The 15,635-nt window shown below is 61.8% G+C and carries 14 protein-coding genes and 1 tRNA gene; 8 read left to right on the forward strand and 7 right to left on the reverse strand.

Going from position 1 to position 15,635, the window contains the following annotated elements; translation table 11 throughout:
* Positions 1–11 precede the first annotated feature (11 nt).
* From RG2_RS26395 to RG2_RS26410, 4 genes are read left to right on the forward strand one after another with little or no spacing between them, the layout of a single operon-like run.
* Complete coding sequence (locus RG2_RS26395) at positions 12–1,169, forward strand: isobutyryl-CoA dehydrogenase (protein WP_033236067.1); 1,158 nt, start codon at positions 12–14, stop codon at positions 1,167–1,169.
* A complete protein-coding gene (locus RG2_RS26400; protein WP_033236068.1) occupies positions 1,166–2,224 on the forward strand; it encodes an enoyl-CoA hydratase/isomerase family protein in 1,059 nt (352 codons plus the stop codon). The genes RG2_RS26395 and RG2_RS26400 overlap by 4 nt, the downstream gene beginning before the upstream one ends.
* A gap of 23 nt (positions 2,225–2,247) precedes the next feature.
* A complete protein-coding gene (mmsB, locus tag RG2_RS26405) occupies positions 2,248–3,144 on the forward strand; it encodes a 3-hydroxyisobutyrate dehydrogenase (RefSeq protein ID WP_033236069.1) in 897 nt (298 codons plus the stop codon).
* Positions 3,141–3,917, forward strand: coding sequence for an enoyl-CoA hydratase (locus RG2_RS26410; RefSeq protein ID WP_033236070.1), 777 nt, complete (start codon positions 3,141–3,143; stop codon positions 3,915–3,917). Before mmsB ends, RG2_RS26410 begins: the two co-directional genes overlap by 4 nt.
* Before the next feature lie 67 nt (positions 3,918–3,984).
* On the opposite strand, the gene RG2_RS26415 is transcribed toward RG2_RS26410, so the two are convergent.
* Positions 3,985–4,497, reverse strand: coding sequence for a MarR family winged helix-turn-helix transcriptional regulator (locus RG2_RS26415; protein WP_033236071.1), 513 nt, complete (start codon positions 4,495–4,497; stop codon positions 3,985–3,987).
* A gap of 85 nt (positions 4,498–4,582) precedes the next feature.
* On the opposite strand from RG2_RS26415, the gene mraY reads away from it, so the two are divergent.
* Positions 4,583–5,659, forward strand: coding sequence for a phospho-N-acetylmuramoyl-pentapeptide-transferase (gene mraY / locus RG2_RS26420; protein WP_033236072.1), 1,077 nt, complete (start codon positions 4,583–4,585; stop codon positions 5,657–5,659).
* Here the strand turns inward: mraY and RG2_RS26425 are convergent.
* Both RG2_RS26425 and RG2_RS26430 read right to left on the reverse strand, forming a co-directional pair.
* Positions 5,656–6,867, reverse strand: a complete 1,212-nt coding sequence (locus RG2_RS26425) for a multidrug effflux MFS transporter (protein ID WP_051730677.1) — start codon at positions 6,865–6,867, stop codon at positions 5,656–5,658. The genes mraY and RG2_RS26425 overlap by 4 nt on opposite strands.
* A 75-nt stretch (positions 6,868–6,942) precedes the next feature.
* Positions 6,943–8,217: an alpha/beta hydrolase family protein gene (locus RG2_RS26430; RefSeq protein WP_033236074.1), complete on the reverse strand. Its 1,275-nt coding sequence runs from the start codon at positions 8,215–8,217 to the stop codon at positions 6,943–6,945.
* A 268-nt stretch (positions 8,218–8,485) separates the two neighbouring features.
* Between RG2_RS26430 and RG2_RS26435 the strand changes: the two genes are divergently transcribed.
* Both RG2_RS26435 and RG2_RS26440 read left to right on the forward strand, forming a co-directional pair.
* Positions 8,486–8,556, forward strand: a tRNA-Cys gene (locus RG2_RS26435).
* Between the two features lie 575 nt (positions 8,557–9,131).
* The gene (locus RG2_RS26440; RefSeq protein ID WP_033236075.1) at positions 9,132–9,971 is read left to right on the forward strand and encodes an alpha/beta fold hydrolase; all 840 of its coding nucleotides are present in this window, start codon (positions 9,132–9,134) and stop codon (positions 9,969–9,971) included.
* Between the two features lie 3 nt (positions 9,972–9,974).
* Here the strand turns inward: RG2_RS26440 and RG2_RS26445 are convergent, their stop codons facing one another.
* From RG2_RS26445 to RG2_RS26460, 4 genes are all read right to left on the reverse strand, one after another.
* Positions 9,975–11,351, reverse strand: a complete 1,377-nt coding sequence (locus RG2_RS26445) for an alpha/beta hydrolase domain-containing protein (RefSeq protein WP_051730673.1) — start codon at positions 11,349–11,351, stop codon at positions 9,975–9,977.
* A gap of 108 nt (positions 11,352–11,459) precedes the next feature.
* Positions 11,460–12,599 (reverse strand): sulfotransferase family protein, encoded by a 1,140-nt coding sequence (locus RG2_RS26450; protein ID WP_033236076.1) that lies wholly within the window; start codon positions 12,597–12,599, stop codon positions 11,460–11,462.
* A gap of 7 nt (positions 12,600–12,606) precedes the next feature.
* Positions 12,607–13,389, reverse strand: a complete 783-nt coding sequence (locus RG2_RS26455) for an SDR family oxidoreductase (protein WP_033236077.1) — start codon at positions 13,387–13,389, stop codon at positions 12,607–12,609.
* Between the two features lie 3 nt (positions 13,390–13,392).
* Complete coding sequence (locus RG2_RS26460; RefSeq protein ID WP_033236078.1) at positions 13,393–14,559, reverse strand: hypothetical protein; 1,167 nt, start codon at positions 14,557–14,559, stop codon at positions 13,393–13,395.
* Between the two features lie 115 nt (positions 14,560–14,674).
* On the opposite strand from RG2_RS26460, the gene RG2_RS26465 reads away from it, so the two are divergent.
* Positions 14,675–15,598: an IclR family transcriptional regulator gene (locus tag RG2_RS26465; protein WP_033236079.1), complete on the forward strand. Its 924-nt coding sequence runs from the start codon at positions 14,675–14,677 to the stop codon at positions 15,596–15,598.
* Positions 15,599–15,635 lie beyond the last annotated feature (37 nt).

Below are 15,635 nucleotides of genomic sequence, written 5' to 3' on the forward strand. Positions count from 1 at the left end.
GAACACTTTCCATGTTTACTCTGACCGATGACGAGCGGGCGATTCGTGACACTGCCCGCGACTTCGCGGCCGAGCATCTGGCACCGAATGCGGTGGAGTGGGATCAGACCAAGCATTTCCCGGTGGACGTTCTCCGCAAGGCGGCGTCCCTGGGGATGGGCGGGATCTACATTCGCGAGGATGTCGGTGGCAGTGAACTGACCCGCGTCGACGCCGCTCGGATCTTCGAGGAGCTCGCCAAGGGAGATCCGTCGATCGCCGCGTACATCTCCATCCACAACATGGTCACGTGGATGATCGACCAGTTCGGCAACGACGAACAGCGCCACAAGTGGGTACCCGGACTCTGCTCGATGGATCAGTTGGGCAGTTACTGCCTGACCGAGCCCGGTGCAGGTTCCGACGCGGCCGGCTTGAGCACCAAGGCTGTTCGCGACGGCGACGACTACATCCTCAACGGTGTCAAGCAGTTCATCTCCGGCGCAGGGACTTCCGATGTGTACGTCGTGATGGCCCGAACCGGATCTGCTGGTGCCAAGGGAATCACGGCGTTCATCGTGCCGAAGGATTCGCCTGGCCTGTCCTTCGGTGCCAACGAGATCAAGATGGGCTGGAACGCACAGCCCACTCGTCAGGTGATCATGGAGGACGTGCGCGTTCCCGCCGCCAACATGCTCGGCGAAGAAGGCAGCGGATTCCGCATCGCGATGAAGGGCCTCAACGGCGGTCGCCTCAACATCGCGGCGTGCTCGGTGGGCGGCGCACAGGCGGCGTTCGACAAAGCCGTCGGATATCTGGTGGACCGCAAGGCTTTCGGTTCGGCGTTGATCGAATCGCAGGCTCTGCAGTTCCAGCTCGCCGATATGCGGACCGACCTGGAAGCTGCGCGAACCCTGCTGTGGCGCGCTGCCGCAGCTCTCGACGAGGGCGCACCCGATGTCGTGGAACTGTGCGCGATGGCGAAGCGCTTCGCGACCGACAACGGTTTCGACGTGGCCAACCGGGCGCTACAGCTTCACGGCGGGTACGGCTATCTTGCTGAGTACGGGATCGAGAAGATCGTTCGCGATCTTCGCGTTCACCAGATCCTCGAAGGCAGCAACGAGATCATGCGTGTGGTCATCGCTCGCAGTGTGATCGCAGGGCAGGGAAAGCAGGGAGCAGCATGACCGAAGAGAACGAAGTTCTGATCGAGAAGCGCGACGGGCTGGGACTCATCACCCTCAACCGTCCCAAGGCGATCAACGCGCTCAATCACTCGATGGTGACGGCGATGGCCGCGGCACTCGAGGCCTGGAAGTCCGACGACGAGGTCAAGGCCGTTGTCCTGACCGGTGCAGGCGAACGTGGCTTGTGCGCGGGCGGCGACATCGTCTCGATCTACCACGACGCCAAGGACGGCAAGACCGGTTCGCTCGACTTCTGGCGCGACGAGTACATCCTCAACGCCGAGATCTCGAACTACCCGAAGCCGTACATTGCAATCATGGACGGCATCGTCATGGGCGGAGGTGTCGGAGTGTCCGCACACGGCGACGTCCGCATCGTGACCGAGCGTTCCATGATCGGAATGCCCGAGACCGGAATCGGATTCATCCCCGACGTCGGCGGAACGTACCTGCTCTCGCGCGCTCCCGGAGAGCTGGGAACACACATCGCGCTCACCACGGCACGCTTGAGTGCCGGCGACGCCATCGCGACAGGATTCGCGGATCACTTCATCCCGTCCGAGAACATCGAGACGTTCATCGAGGCGATCGCATCGTCGACGGTAGAGCAGGCCGTTGCTCAATTTGCCGAGCCCGCACCGGTTTCGGAACTACTGGCACAGCAGAGTTGGATCGACGCCGCGTACTCGGCAGACAATGTCGTCGCGATTGTCGAGCGACTGCGCGCCAGTGGAATTCCCGAAGCGGAGAAGGCCGCCGAGCAGATTCTCGGTAAGTCGCCGATCGCGCTGGCCGTCACGTTGCGTTCACTTCGTCACGCCAAGGGTGCCGACAGTCTCGAAGACGTTCTGAACGAGGAGTTCCGGGTGTCGACGGCGTCACTGAGTTCGCACGATCTCGTCGAGGGCATCCGCGCACAGGTGGTCGAGAAGGACCGCAACCCGCAGTGGCTGCCCGCGACCCTCGCGGACGTCACCGAAGCCGCCGTGGACGCGTATTTTGCACCCCTCGGCGAGCAGGAACTCGGCCTCACCCCTCAACCGCAAGGCAACTGATCACCGCCGAAGGAGCATCACTAATGAGCACCATTGGATTTATCGGACTCGGACACATGGGTGGACCGATGGCGGCCAACCTCGTCAAGGCCGGACACACGGTAGTCGGGTTCGACCTGGCACCGGCTGCCCTCGAGCAGGCGGTCAAAGACGGTGCATCGGTAGCGGATTCGGCTGTCGATGCGGTGCGCGACGCCGACGTCGTCATCACGATGCTGCCGAGCGGCAAGCACGTTCTGGGGCTGTACGACGATCTGCTGCCCGTCGCTAAGCCGGGCACACTGTTCATCGACTGTTCGACGATCGACGTCGCCGATGCCCGCGAAGCACACGAGCGGGCAGAGGCCGCCGGACACCGTAGCGTCGACGCCCCGGTCTCCGGTGGTGTTGTCGGCGCAACCGCCGGAACCCTCGCATTCATGGTCGGCGGATCCGAAGAGGACTTCCAGGCCGCGTCTCCATTGCTGGACGTGATGGGCCGCAAGGTCGTTCACTGCGGCGACGCCGGTGTCGGTCAGGCCGCGAAGATCTGCAACAACATGATCCTCGGTGTCTCGATGATCGCGATCAGCGAAGCATTCGTTCTGGGCGAGAAGCTCGGACTGAGCAACCAGGCACTCTTCGACGTCGCATCCAACGCATCGGGACAGTGCTGGGCGCTCACGTCCAACTGCCCGGTACCAGGACCGGTGCCTACCAGCCCGGCCAACAACGACTACCAGCCGGGTTTTGCGGTCGCGTTGATGGACAAGGATCTCGGTCTGGCAGCAAATGCCCTGCGTACCAATGGTGTTGACGCCGAACTCGGTCTCAAGGCTGCTGAGCTCTACAGCCAGTACCATGCCGCGGGTGCCGGTGGTCAGGACTTCTCTGCCATCATCAACGACATCCGAGACCGTTCGACCGAAGGACAGCAGTGACCGACTTCAACACCATCATTCTCGAGCGTAAGGGCCGCGTCGGCGTCATCACGCTCAACCGTCCCAAGGCGCTCAACGCACTCAACTCCGAGCTGATGAACGAGGTTGTTGCCGCGGTAACCGACCTCGAAGCGGACAACAACATCGGTGCCATTCTGATCACCGGTTCCGAGCGCGCATTTGCCGCCGGCGCCGACATCAAGGAAATGCAGTCCAAGACGTACATGGACGCGTACGTCGAGGATTTCTTCACCCCGTGGGATCGAGTTGCCGCAGCTCGCAAGCCGCTGATCGCCGCTGTCGCCGGATACGCACTCGGCGGCGGTTGCGAACTCGCGATGCTTTGCGACTTCATCATCGCCGCGGATAACGCCAAGTTCGGCCAGCCCGAGATCAAGCTCGGAGTTATCCCCGGAATCGGTGGCTCACAGCGTCTTACCCGCGCGGTGGGCAAGGCAAAGGCCATGGAAATGTGCCTCACCGGACGCAATATGGACGCCGAAGAAGCCGAGCGCGCCGGCCTGGTGTCTCGCATCGTCCCGGCGGCAGATCTGCTCGACGACGCACTGAAGACGGCAACCACGATTGCCGAGATGTCCCTGCCGATCGCGATGATGGCCAAGGAAGCGGTCAACCGCTCCTTCGAGTCTTCCCTCGCCGAGGGCGTCCGCTTCGAGCGTCGGGTCTTCCACTCGACCTTCGCTACCGAAGATCAGAAGGAAGGCATGGCCGCATTCGTCGAGAAGCGGTCAGCTGAGTTCAAGCACCGCTGACAAGTCCCCACGATCCTGAAGGATTCTGCTCGCTCAGCGAGTGAAATCCTTCAGGATCGTTGTGGTTTCACCCCTCGAAATCGCCAGCGGTCTTCCGCAATTCAGTGAGGATTGTCACTAATTGCGTGAGCTTGTCCGGTTCCAAGCCTGGGTTCGCAAAGACCTTGGCATTCAGCAGTTCCGTAGCCTCGAGCGCCAGTGCTCGGCCGGAATCCGAAATCTCGATGAGTGTTGTACGACGATCGCTGGGGTGGGGGACACGTCGTACCAATTGCGCTTTCTCGAGGCGATCCACCGCATTCGTGACGCTGGTGGGGTGAACCTGCAAGCGTGCGCTGGCCTTCGTCATGGGCAGTGCGCCCGACCTCGTAAAGGTGAGCAGTGTCAACAACTCGTAGCGAGCGAACGTCAACCCCAGCGGTTTGAGCACTTCCTCGACTCGCGCCATCATGATCTGCTGCGCCCGCATCACCGACGTGACAGCGGCCATCCCGTCGGCAACGTCACTCCAACCGTGCTCGGTCCATTGCCGATGCGCCTCTTCGATGGGGTCGATGGGGAGGGGCGAAAGGGGAGGCATACGTTCGATCATCCCATGCCTGCCAGAGCCTGAGCGCCTTGTCTGATTATGTGTCGCGGGCCGTCACATCTGTAGAGTCCTCCGAGTGATTTCAATCCTCGTCGCGGGTGGCGTCTCGTTGTTCGTCGCTCTGTTCTTGACGCCCTTCCTCATCCGGGTGTTGTCCAAACAGGGGCTCGGGCATGAGATCCGCATCGACGGTCCGCAGAGCCATCAGGGTAAGCGCGGTACGCCGTCCATGGGCGGCATCGCGATCATCGCGGGCATGTGGGCCGGGTACCTGGCTGCCCATGCCATCGGTTTCGGTTCGCGCCTGCCCAGATTGTCCGCGTCGGGATGGTTGGTGCTGGCGCTGGCAACTTCCTTGGGTGTGGTCGGCTTCCTCGACGACTTCATCAAGATCCGCAAGAAACGCAACCTCGGATTGAACAAGACGGCGAAGACCGTCGGACAGTTGGCGAGCGCCATCATTTTCGGTGTGCTGTTTCTGCAGTTCTCCAACAGCAAGGGCGTAACGCCAGGCAGTCAATATCTCTCCCACGTTCGAGATATCTCGGTGTTCTCGATGGGAACCATCGGGTTCCTGATCTTCTTCTGCGTGCTTGTTTTCGCCTGGTCCAACGCCGTCAACTTCACCGACGGTCTGGACGGCCTCGCAGCCGGGTCGATGGGCATGATCTTGGGCACTTACGTTGTCATCGCGGGATGGCAGTACCGGAACTCCTGCGTCCTCGATCCTGTTGCCGGGTGCTACGACGTTCGCGACCCACTCGACCTTGCGATAGTTGCCGCAGCGGCGGGTGGGGCGTGCCTCGGGTTCCTGTGGTGGAACGCGGCGCCGGCTCAGATCTTCATGGGCGACACCGGTTCATTGGCACTCGGCGGTTTGGTTGTCGGTCTTTCGGTCACCACACACACCGAACTACTGATGGTCATCATCGGCGCCCTGTTCGTGGCCGAGATCCTGTCGGTGATCATCCAGGTGCTTGTGTTCCGATCGTCCGGCCGACGCGTATTCAAGATGGCCCCGATACATCATCACTTCGAGTTACTCGGTTGGCCGGAGACAGTGGTGATCGCTCGCTTCTGGATTTTCGTGGCCATTTCCTGCGTGATCGGACTGGCGACCTTCTACAGCGAATGGTTTGCGGCTGCCGGCTAGACCTGAGCCGTGCGGCTTGTCGCCACTAGAGCGATCAATCCCACGGAAACACAGGCCGTCATCGTGACGGCGAGCGCAGTACTGGTATTTCCGAGCAGTCCGACAGCCGGGGCGATGGCAGCGCCCACACCGAACTGGAACGCGCCCAGCATCGCGGCAGCCGTTCCGGCTGCTTCTCCGTGACGGGAGAGTGCCAGTGCCGGGGCGTTCGGTAGAACAAATCCCACCGCGCCGAGCATGACCCACAGCGCGATCACAAATCCGATCAGGCCGCCAAGGTCGAGCGCCGCGACCACGATGACCAAGACTCCAGAGGCAACTGCAGTGACAAGCGCCGACCGGGTGATCTGCTGCGGCGTCCAGCGATCCAGCAGACGGACGTTGACCTGTGACGCGCCGATCAGTGCAATGGCGCCGGCGCTGAACAGCAGTGCAAACTCCTGCTGATTGAGGCCGTACTGGTCCTGATAGACAAACGAGGCACCGGAAACGTACGCGAACAGAGACGCCATACCGACGCTGGAGACCAGCGTCAGGACCATGAAGGTGCGGTCACGGAGAAGCGATCCGTACATCTGGAGAACTGATCGCACGCCGCTGGCGCGCCGCTTCTCGCGGGGCAGAGTCTCCGGAATCCCGAAGGCGCCGATCATGGCCGTGCCGACACCGATCAATGCAAGGACAACAAAGATCCCGCGCCAATCGAGCGCGACCAACAGTGCGCCGCCGATGCTGGGGGCCAGAATCGGTGCGACGCCGAGAACAAGCATCAGCCGACTCATGACGACGGCGACAGTATTGCCGCTGTACAGATCGCGCACGATCGCCATCGTGACCACAGCGGCAGCAGCGGCGCCCATTCCCTGGAACACCCTTAGGATGCCGAGAACAGCAATCGTGGGCGCAAATACGGCCAGCAACGACGCGACGATGTGCACGCCGATGCCGGCGAGCAATGGTTTCTTGCGGCCGAGAGTGTCCGAGAGCGGGCCGACGAGCAATTGCCCGAGGGCCAGGCCGATCAACGTTCCCGTGATCGTCAGCTGGACCGTCGACGACGAGGTGCCGAGGTCGTCGGCGATATCCGGCAACGCCGGTAGATACATGTCGATGGTGAAGGGGCCGAGCGCCGTCATGGATCCGAGAGCAAGGATCTTTCCGATGCTCGGCTTGCGTTCGACCGTTGTCGGCGAAGCAGCGGGATCCACGGGTGGTGCGGTGGCGGTCTTCTCGGCAGTCACGAAGCAAGTCAGCAACAGGACGGTCCGATTTGTTCCCGTCGGTCAGGGAAGCGTTTGAAACGACCCCGACCCGACGATTTCGTCATCGGCTTCCACGGTGTAGTTGTACGTCGTATTCGGGGCGAGACTGGAGACGATGCTCAGCGTCCGCAGCCCGGTTCGCGTTGTGTAGTTGTACACGTAGAACGGGCCTTGGGTGGCTGTGACCCGGAACGTCGTCCGACTGGTTCCGGCAGGAATAGTGACGACTAGATTTGCGCCGATCCTCGTCGGAGTCAGTGTGTAGTTCCACACCGCCGGTGGTGGCGTAGTCGTTGTCGTAGTCGTAGCGACCGGCGTTGTTGTAGTCGTGACCGGCGCCGTTGTCGTGGTGATCGGGGGAGGGCTGGTTGTTGTTGCTGGGGTGGTTGTTGTCGTCGGCTGGGTCGCAGTCGGCTCGGGGGTAGCGGCGACGGTGGTTGTGGGAACCTGATTGTTCGGGGCGTGATCGTCCAGGTGACGCGCGAGAACCGTGCCGAATGTGCCGGAGAGGTTGTGGCCGAGGCCGGCGGGAGACTCGAGATCCGTCGTAAAGCCCTGTGCCGAATACCAAGCCGACCCCTTCTGGGCGTCGAGCACGGCGTTGTAACCGTCGCTGACGTTAGTGCCGTTGTCGGCGGCCCCGGTGTACCAATGCATGGGAAGGTCGGCGATCAGGCCGCCGGCAAAGGGCTGCGCCGAGACGCGTGGCACGCCGCCGCCGCCGAAGACCACAGTGCCGCCGCCGTCGATCTTGCTCGAGTACTTCGGTAGGAAGAACTGAGTGATGAACTGGGAGCCCCCGCTGTAGCCGACGAGCCAGATGTCCTCGGTGTCGATGTTGTAGCCCGTTTCGAGAGTGTCGAGCAGGTTTGCGACAAAGTCTGCGTTTGCGCTCCCGTTTTCCCACCACGTAATTTCGCCGGCAGAGTCCGGGGTGCGCACGGGGACGGTGATGTAACCCCGTGAGCGGGCTTGTGCAACGATGCCCGACGGGCCGCCGAGGCTGTACGACGAGGTGGGGTTCGCGAATTCGTACGCCCCGTCTCCGTGGAACTGCAGCACCAAGCCGGCGGCATGGTCCTGGGGAATGCCCGCGGCGTACACGTGGTATTTCGACGAAAGACCGTTCGACGCGGTGAACGGCTGGAAGGTCCGGTCCGAATAGGCCATGCCAGTGCCGTTGGTGCTCTCGGCCGAGGCGATAGGTGGCGCAACGACGATCGCAACGAGACCTGTCAATGTGGCCAGCGCAGCTGCGGCCAGGGCAGTCGCGGCCGTAAGTCGTGCTCGGGGCATCGGTGCTGCCTTTCGTCTCGGGGGCATGGCGTAACTTGCGTCACTCCAGCCCCGAGTGAACCATGCCTGTTCTGGTACGGCACAGTCGGTATTTCCCAAGCGAGTACCCCTCCTTTGGCGGTCAGTAACCCAGCAAAGAGGGGGCTAAGCCCCCGTGCGCCTTTCTGGTAGTGCCCGCTACCGGAAAGGCACACAGGGGCGTAGCACGAATCACGCTGATCAAAACTGTGGTTCGGCGGCGGCATCGAGGGCATAGTTACTTCATGACGCGGGTGTGGCCGAGTGGCTAGGCACCGGCCTGCAAAGCCGTTCACGTGGGTTCGAATCCCGCCATCCGCTCGAATGACAAGCGGGGCCGACAAAAGTCGGCCCCGCTTGTTTCTCGCCGACCATCTGGCGAGTGTTCTGTAACGATCAGCTGTTCACCGGAATAAGCTTCAAGGCCTTCTGGATCGCTGCAAGGACGTCGATGACTGTGCTGAGCGTGCTGATGGAACCCACGAATGTCCTCCGAGTGTTGAAGTGCTCGGCGTTGTGCCGTGCAGGAGAAAGTTAGCAAGCCTGACGGCTTTTTGGGCGGTTTGCCGCTTTCGGAAGAATGAAATCTGGGTCAACATACAAAAACTGGCCGGACTCCCCGAAGGCCGGCCAGTTTTTTGTGAAGCGTGGTGATCAGCTGAAGGCGGACACCGCGGTGAAGAAGGCGATGGCAGCGGCACCGAGCTTGAAAACCTTGGTGATGTCATCGAGGGTGACGCCTTCGGGCAATACGTCTTCAACAGACTGCATGTCGTAAGTCCTTACGTTTGTGGGAACTGTGGTCCAGTACCGCTGCAAGCAAGATACCTAACGTCACGCTTCTGTGGACGGTGGACTGGGTCACAAATGCAACGAATTGCACTTAAAGTCGTGTTATGACGCGCCCGGTGCCGAGATTACGAAGGTACACACGCTCTGGATTGTCGTTTGACGTCCGCGACGAAGGCCCACTCGACGGGCCGGTAGTTGTCCTACTTCACGGATTTCCGCAGGACTCGACGTCCTGGGATGGGCTGGTGCCGTTGCTCCATGCCCGGGGCTATCGGACGCTCGCGCCGGATCAACGTGGATATTCGCCGGAGGCCCGGCCGAGCGCTCGGAGTGCGTATCGCCGCAGCGAGCTTGCCGCCGACACTGTTGCCCTGATCGACGCAGCCGGCGGCGCCCCGGTGCACCTGGTCGGCCACGACTGGGGAGCCGCCGTGGCTTGGCAGGTCGCGGCCGAGCGCCCGGACTTGATCCGCACCTTGACGGCGTTATCTGTTCCGCATCCTGCGGCGTTTGTCCGAGCATTGCTGACCAGCAGTCAAGCCCTGCGATCCTGGTACATGCTTGCCTTCCAGCTGCCGATACTTCCGGAATGGATACTGCGCCGAACCGCTGACACAATCCTGGTCAGGAGCGGGCAGAGCCTCGAGTGCGCCCGCCGCGATCGGGACGCGATGGCCATGCCGGGACGTCTACGCGGTGGCCTGAATTGGTACCGTGCATTGGCGTTCAGCAGTCCGAGCGCGGGTTCCGGACGCGTCAGCGTGCCGACCCTGCACATCTGGAGCGACGGCGACATCGTGCTCGGGAGAAAGGGAGCCGAGCTCACGACGCGATTCGTGGACGGCCCGTACCGATTCGAAGTTCTTCGCGGCGTGAGCCACTGGATACCCGACGAGGCACCGCAGCAACTGGACCGGTTGCTCGCAGAGCACCTGCAGAAGTGACCGCTAGCGGCTGACGTCGGATCCCTGAGCGTCGGCGATCAGAATCGCAGCGTCCTCGGGGAGCAGGTAACCGCTGTCGACGGCACGCTGAGCGGCGTCGGAGAAGGCAGTGACGTACGCGTCGTGGCTGGGGTAGAGCTCAGTGAGTGTTGCCGCGCCGAAGGCGACGGTTGCGCCGTTATGCGGCACGTGGGTGAGTTCGCCCGTCAACGTGGCAATCGGGACGTCGAGTTGAGGAGTGCGCACGCCGCCGGTCGCGTTGCCGTGCCGGTCTCGCAGCACCGCATTGTCGGCAGTGTCGATGACGGGTGCTGAGGTGGGTGCCGCGCCGCCCGCAGCCCACTGACGCAGCCCGCGCAAAGCGGCGTTGGCGACGTAGCGCTGCGGTCCGTCGTTGACGATCGGGAACAGGGCTGCCAGATCCCTGATGTCGGAGAACTGCCGAACATACTGTGGATGAAGGATTTTCAGAGAATAGGCGTCGGAGTGCGCTGTGCCGGCGATTTCCCAGGTTCGGATCATGTCGGTGTCGGGCTGACGGGCCGCGACAAAACTGGTGGGTCCTGGTCCACCGCACAGTTCGAAAAGCTCGGTCTCGGTGATCAACTGGAAAACCGGAACGTCTACATCCGTGCGCACGCGGGCAGGCGCCGGATCCATGAGCATCATGCCGTCGCCGAGAGGAGCTCCGATACCTCCACGCGCGTGAATGATCATGCCGTCGAAGACTCGTGCATGAGAATGAACGGCGTTGGCGTAGGTCAGCATGCGGAAACCTGACTGTGACTGCCCGGCTGCGAGCAGTTGTGTCGGAATCAGGCCGCCAAGCGGATCGACATCGCCGGGCGCACGTAGGGCAGCGCCGACCTGAGAAAAGATGTCGTAGGAGTAATGGTCACCGGGGTGATCAAGTGCGCCGTATCGCTCGGGATCCCAGGTGGTTAGGCCCACGACCCCGTCGCCGAGGCCACTGCCTCCGGTGCTGGTGATTCCGGCAGCCTGCGCGGAAACACCCACCCACGCATACCCTCTCGTGATCTCCTCGTTCATGTGTCCGAAGTCGACATCGATATCGGTGTTGCCACTGACGTTGAGCCACTCGACAACCACGGTTCCGTTGAACCGGTTGGGGTCGGTAGGTGTGCGTACAAGGATCCGGGTGGTAAACCGTGCGGTGGGTCCTTCCGTTACCGACCACTGACCGTCGGACGCCCAGTCTTCTGCGGCGACGTACGACGCGGCGTCGCCGCTGACAAAAAACTCTCGTTCGACGTACCCAGTCGCCGCGATATCCAACGATGTCGACGTACCGGGGAACCCGTGGGATCCGCCGCCGATCGGTCCGGAAACAAGTGCAGATCGGTTGAGATGCAGAGTCATCGCGAGCGGGCCCTCCGGTTTTCGGCTACAACCGACGAGTTCGGTTCTCGCGGATGATCACACAGTGGAGGGCCCGTCGCCGAGACTTTTCCCGATGAGCGGGACGCGTCAGCGCGCCCCGAATCGCTCCTCGACTTGCTCGGCATTCAGGCCGAACTCCTCCAGGGTGTACTTGTGTGCAGGTTTGCGTGCACCGGAACGACTTTCGTCATGCATTGCCTCCATCGACTGTTGTGCGGTGGAGGTCAACGGAAGGTCGAAGTGGGTGTAGATGTTCTCGACGGTGGCGAGTGGATCGGCAACAAAATCCTGGTAGTCGACGTCGATGAATTGGGCGGGATTGTGGTGGGCCCGTGCCGCGTCGAATTGTTCGAGCCCTCGGGCCCATAATTCGAGCTGGCTCTCGCCGATCACCTTGTCGGTGAACGTGTTCGACCACCCCTCGGTGGCTTGCGCAGCGAGGCTGCAGACCGACGGAATGATTGTCGTGGGGGAGCGGTGGGTCTGGACGATCAAGGCGTCCGGGTACACAGCCATCAGTTCGTCGAGTGCAAACAGGTGACTGGGGTTCTTGAGCACCCATCGACGATCCTGATCCGGGAGTCCGATCAGCTGCAAGTTCTTCTTGTGGCGCGCATAGGCATTGGACCATTCCTGGCCCTTCAGCCAATTCGAGTACGTGGGTAGGTTGGCCAGGCACTCGTACGAGACGGACTTGAAGGTCTGCCGGAGCAGTTGCCAGCATTCTTCGACTTCGCTGGCGGACATGTAGTGCACACCCATGAACTCGGGGTGTTCGACGTGGTGTTGGCCGAACGTCTCCTCGATCTTGGCGAAGACCGGGTTCGATGCCCACGTATCGCGTGGTGGACGCGGCTGCGGGAACTCCGTCAGCCACATTTCGAGACCCTGATGCGCGGGGTCGACCGTCAAGAGTCGGTGCAGCGCGGTGGTTCCGGTGCGGGGCAACCCGGTGACAAAAATCGGGCGTTCGATCTTGACCTCGGCGTGCTCCGGATGCTGCTTCCACGCAGATTCACTGAGGAGGCGGGCAACAAGTGCACCGCGGAGGAAAACGCGAGAGATTTTGCTGCCGAACGGAGTCAGGTCCTCGTCGCGGTCGTACGACTCGAGGAGAACCGACAGAGCTTCGGTGTAATCGTCGACGCCGAAATCGGTGAGCCCCGTCATCTTGGTTGCGGATGCATGAAGATCTTCGACGGTTCCGACGTGTGTGCGCTCAGCCATGATGCTCCTAGTGATGGAATTCGCCGCAGTTGACGTCGATACATTGACCGGTGATGGCGCTGGCCATCGGCGACGCGAGGAAAATTGCCGCGTCGGCAACCTCGTCGGTGGTGGGTAGGCGCTTCAAATCGGTGTTGGCCGCAGTGTGCTCGTAGATCTGCTCGACGGTCATACCGAACTTCTCGGCTTGATGGGCGAAGTAACCTTTGAGGGTGTCACCCCAGATGTATCCGGGTGCAATCGAATTGACGCGGATACCCTGTGGGCCGAGTTCGGTAGCCAACGACTGAGACATCGCGAGCAGTGCCGACTTTGCCATCTTGTAGCTGCCGTACCGCTCTTGAGAGTGTCGCAGAACCATCGAGTTGATGTTCACTACCGAGCCCGTCGACTCCGCCAGCGGTGCTGTGAAGAGTTGCGTCAGTCGAAGTGCGCCGAGAACGGTGAGTTCGATGCTGTCGCGGATGTGCTGATAGTCGGTGCGCGCCAACGGCTTCATCGACGGCACGGAAAAGGCGTTGTTGATCAGCGTGTCGACTTTGCCGTAGGCGGAGAGGGATTCGGCCACCAGGTTTTCGGCGGACGCCTGATCGGTGATGTCGGTGGCGACGGTGACAGCGCGTCCACCCGCGTCGACTATCTCCTTGGCAACGTCGTCCAATCGTGACTGTGTGCGCGCTGCGAGAACAAGATTCGCGCCCGCCGAGGCGCAGCGTAGTGCCAGAGCACGGCCCAGTGCCGGGCCGACTCCGGAAATGACAACTACTCGGTCCTTCAGTAATTCGGTCATCTGTTACCCCAGCATTCGGTTGTCGATGGCGGCCTGGCGCTGAGCGATTCGCTCTGCCCATTCATCGGTAGTGATGGCGTTGGTGTCGAAATGTGGTAGGTGTTTCGGAATATCTTCAACGGCAACGATTTCGACGGTGGGACCGTCCTCGGGTGTCAGTTCACGCGAGACTCGCTGCCAGCGGAACTGCAGGATCCCGCGCGGGTGGCCGACAGTTTCGACCCAGTTGGTGACGCCGGGATTCTTCTCGCTCACCACCATTCGGATCTTGCCGTCCGGGTCTACCTGAGCCTGGCCGTTGTTGAGTGACGTTTGGTGATTGATGTAGTCGAGCGAGATGTACCACAGGCTGCCGAGTTGGAAGCCCTGATACGGCGCATCCGAGGCCGGAACGGTGATGATCATAGCCTGATCGTCGGTGAGTTCGTAGTGCCCCACCGAGGAGTACTGCGTGGCAAGACCACCCGGGGTCAGGCGAGGTTCGGTCATGGTGTTGACCGGGAGCTTCAGGTAGAACCACTCCGGGAACTGAAGCCACGTCTTGACCCGCGTGACCAGTGCTTTCCCGGCCCGCGCAAAACGCTTTTCGGTTTCCTCGGCGGTGAGCGGCGCGGGCGCCGTGCCGATCGAATCCGTCCGCTCGATCCGGATTACTCCGCGTTCCTGGCTCCAGTCGCTGTACACCTCTCGCGCGACGAGCTGTGACGATCCCGGTGCAAGTGTGTAGTAATTGGCGCGGCCATCGGCCGGTCCGGGGCCGAACCATACGACAAAACTGCCGTCGTCGGCGATCTCGAGTTCGCGGTCGTCGAACGCAATTTCGCTACCGGGCACGTTCGAGTTGGTGTAGTTGCCGCTCAGGACCTGGAAGCTGAGATCGGCTGTGGTGCCGCGCTTTCCCGTGACCTTGTATTCCTGATCGTCGTTGATGCGGGCGCCGAAGTACATGGTGTCGGGGTTGTCGAGCCCCATTTTCGTGAAGGGTCCGGTTCCCTGGATGAAACTGGGGTGGGTTTTCTCGGCGGCCCAAGCTGCGTGCATCGTGGCGATAATTCCACCCGCCAGGTACTGGTAGCCCTCGAGCAGGTCTTGTTCGGATCTGATGTGCGGGGCCGTCTCGATGAGTTTTTCGGCCTCGGCGATGGCCTGGGCAAACGGGTCCGTCAGCACGCTGGCTCCTCACAGTTCCGGCAGTCTTGCCGGCCCAGAGCGTCGTGGTACAAATATGTACCTATGGGGTAGATCTTGGTATTCTGACAATAGAACGCGTTCTAGGGAGTGGTCAATGGCTGAATTCGAGAAGCCGCATTCGGCGGGCCGTCAGTCTCCACCCACTGAACGCGTCGTGCAGGTGCTCGACTACCTGGTGGCGCGTCCCGACCAGCGTTTCGGGTTGTCCGAACTTGCCAGGTCGCTCGAGATCAGTAAGCCGACCGCGCTGGGAATCCTGACGGTGTTGGCGGATCGTGGATATCTGACGCGCGACGACGCCGTGAAGACCTACGGGCTGGGTCCGGCGCTGATCGCGGCGGGCCGGGCGGCGCAACGTGGATTTGCCGTCGGCCCGATTGCCCGGGCTCAGCTGGAGAAACTGAGCGCTGAATTCGATACGACCTGCACTGCGTCGGCGGTGGTCGGCGACCGGATCAGCGTTCTCGAAGTCACGGGGCCGGAAGGTATACGGAAAGCGGCAAAGGTCGGTCAGGTGTATCCGTTCGCTCCGCCGGTCGGATTGATGTACGTGCTGTGGGGAAGCGACCATGATCTCGAGAGTTGGCTGGCGCGGGAGCCGAGCCTTCCGGTGCGCCTCGATCGGGATCGGTTGTTGACTGTGGTGCGCGACTGTCGTGACGCGGGATATCTCGTGGAGAGTCTCGATCCGATCGGTCAACGCCTGCATACGTTGATGGCAGGTGTTGTGACACATGATCTTCCGTCCGAGGTGCGGGAATTGCTCGGCGAAATGGTGTCGAGTCTGGGGGAGCGGGTCTATCTCGGGCGAGACATCAGCTCGGACGACGAGCATCCTGTTTCGTTGATCGCGGCTCCCACTTACGACGCCGAGGGTCATCAGGCGTTGGTGTTGACGCTCTATGTTGGCGGCTCGATTACGCGTTCCGAGATCGAACGACGCGCAACGGTGTTGGTGGCGGCTGCCGATGCCGTGACTGCGGAGGTGGGTGGGCGGGCTCCGGTTCGCAGTCATTGACCGCTAGGTAGAACGAGTTCTATTCTGTGAATGCGTT

The organism is Rhodococcus globerulus NBRC 14531 (assembly GCF_001894805.1).
Classification (GTDB): domain Bacteria; phylum Actinomycetota; class Actinomycetes; order Mycobacteriales; family Mycobacteriaceae; genus Rhodococcus_F; species Rhodococcus_F globerula.

Excerpts from the sequence above, each read along its gene's own strand:
- RG2_RS26445 (WP_051730673.1), bottom strand. The coding sequence starts at position 11,351 with ATGACTCTGCATCTCAACCGATCTGCACTTGTTTCCGGACCGATCGGC.
- RG2_RS26430 (WP_033236074.1), bottom strand. The coding sequence starts at position 8,217 with ATGCCCCGAGCACGACTTACGGCCGCGACTGCCCTGGCCGCAGCTGCG.
- mmsB (WP_033236069.1), top strand. The coding sequence starts at position 2,248 with ATGAGCACCATTGGATTTATCGGACTCGGACACATGGGTGGACCGATG.
- RG2_RS26465 (WP_033236079.1), top strand. The coding sequence starts at position 14,675 with ATGGCTGAATTCGAGAAGCCGCATTCGGCGGGCCGTCAGTCTCCACCC.
- RG2_RS26400 (WP_033236068.1), top strand. The coding sequence starts at position 1,166 with ATGACCGAAGAGAACGAAGTTCTGATCGAGAAGCGCGACGGGCTGGGA.
- RG2_RS26450 (WP_033236076.1), bottom strand. The coding sequence starts at position 12,599 with ATGGCTGAGCGCACACACGTCGGAACCGTCGAAGATCTTCATGCATCC.
- RG2_RS26415 (WP_033236071.1), bottom strand. The coding sequence starts at position 4,497 with ATGCCTCCCCTTTCGCCCCTCCCCATCGACCCCATCGAAGAGGCGCAT.
- RG2_RS26455 (WP_033236077.1), bottom strand. The coding sequence starts at position 13,389 with ATGACCGAATTACTGAAGGACCGAGTAGTTGTCATTTCCGGAGTCGGC.
- RG2_RS26395 (WP_033236067.1), top strand. The coding sequence starts at position 12 with ATGTTTACTCTGACCGATGACGAGCGGGCGATTCGTGACACTGCCCGC.
- RG2_RS26440 (WP_033236075.1), top strand. The coding sequence starts at position 9,132 with ATGACGCGCCCGGTGCCGAGATTACGAAGGTACACACGCTCTGGATTG.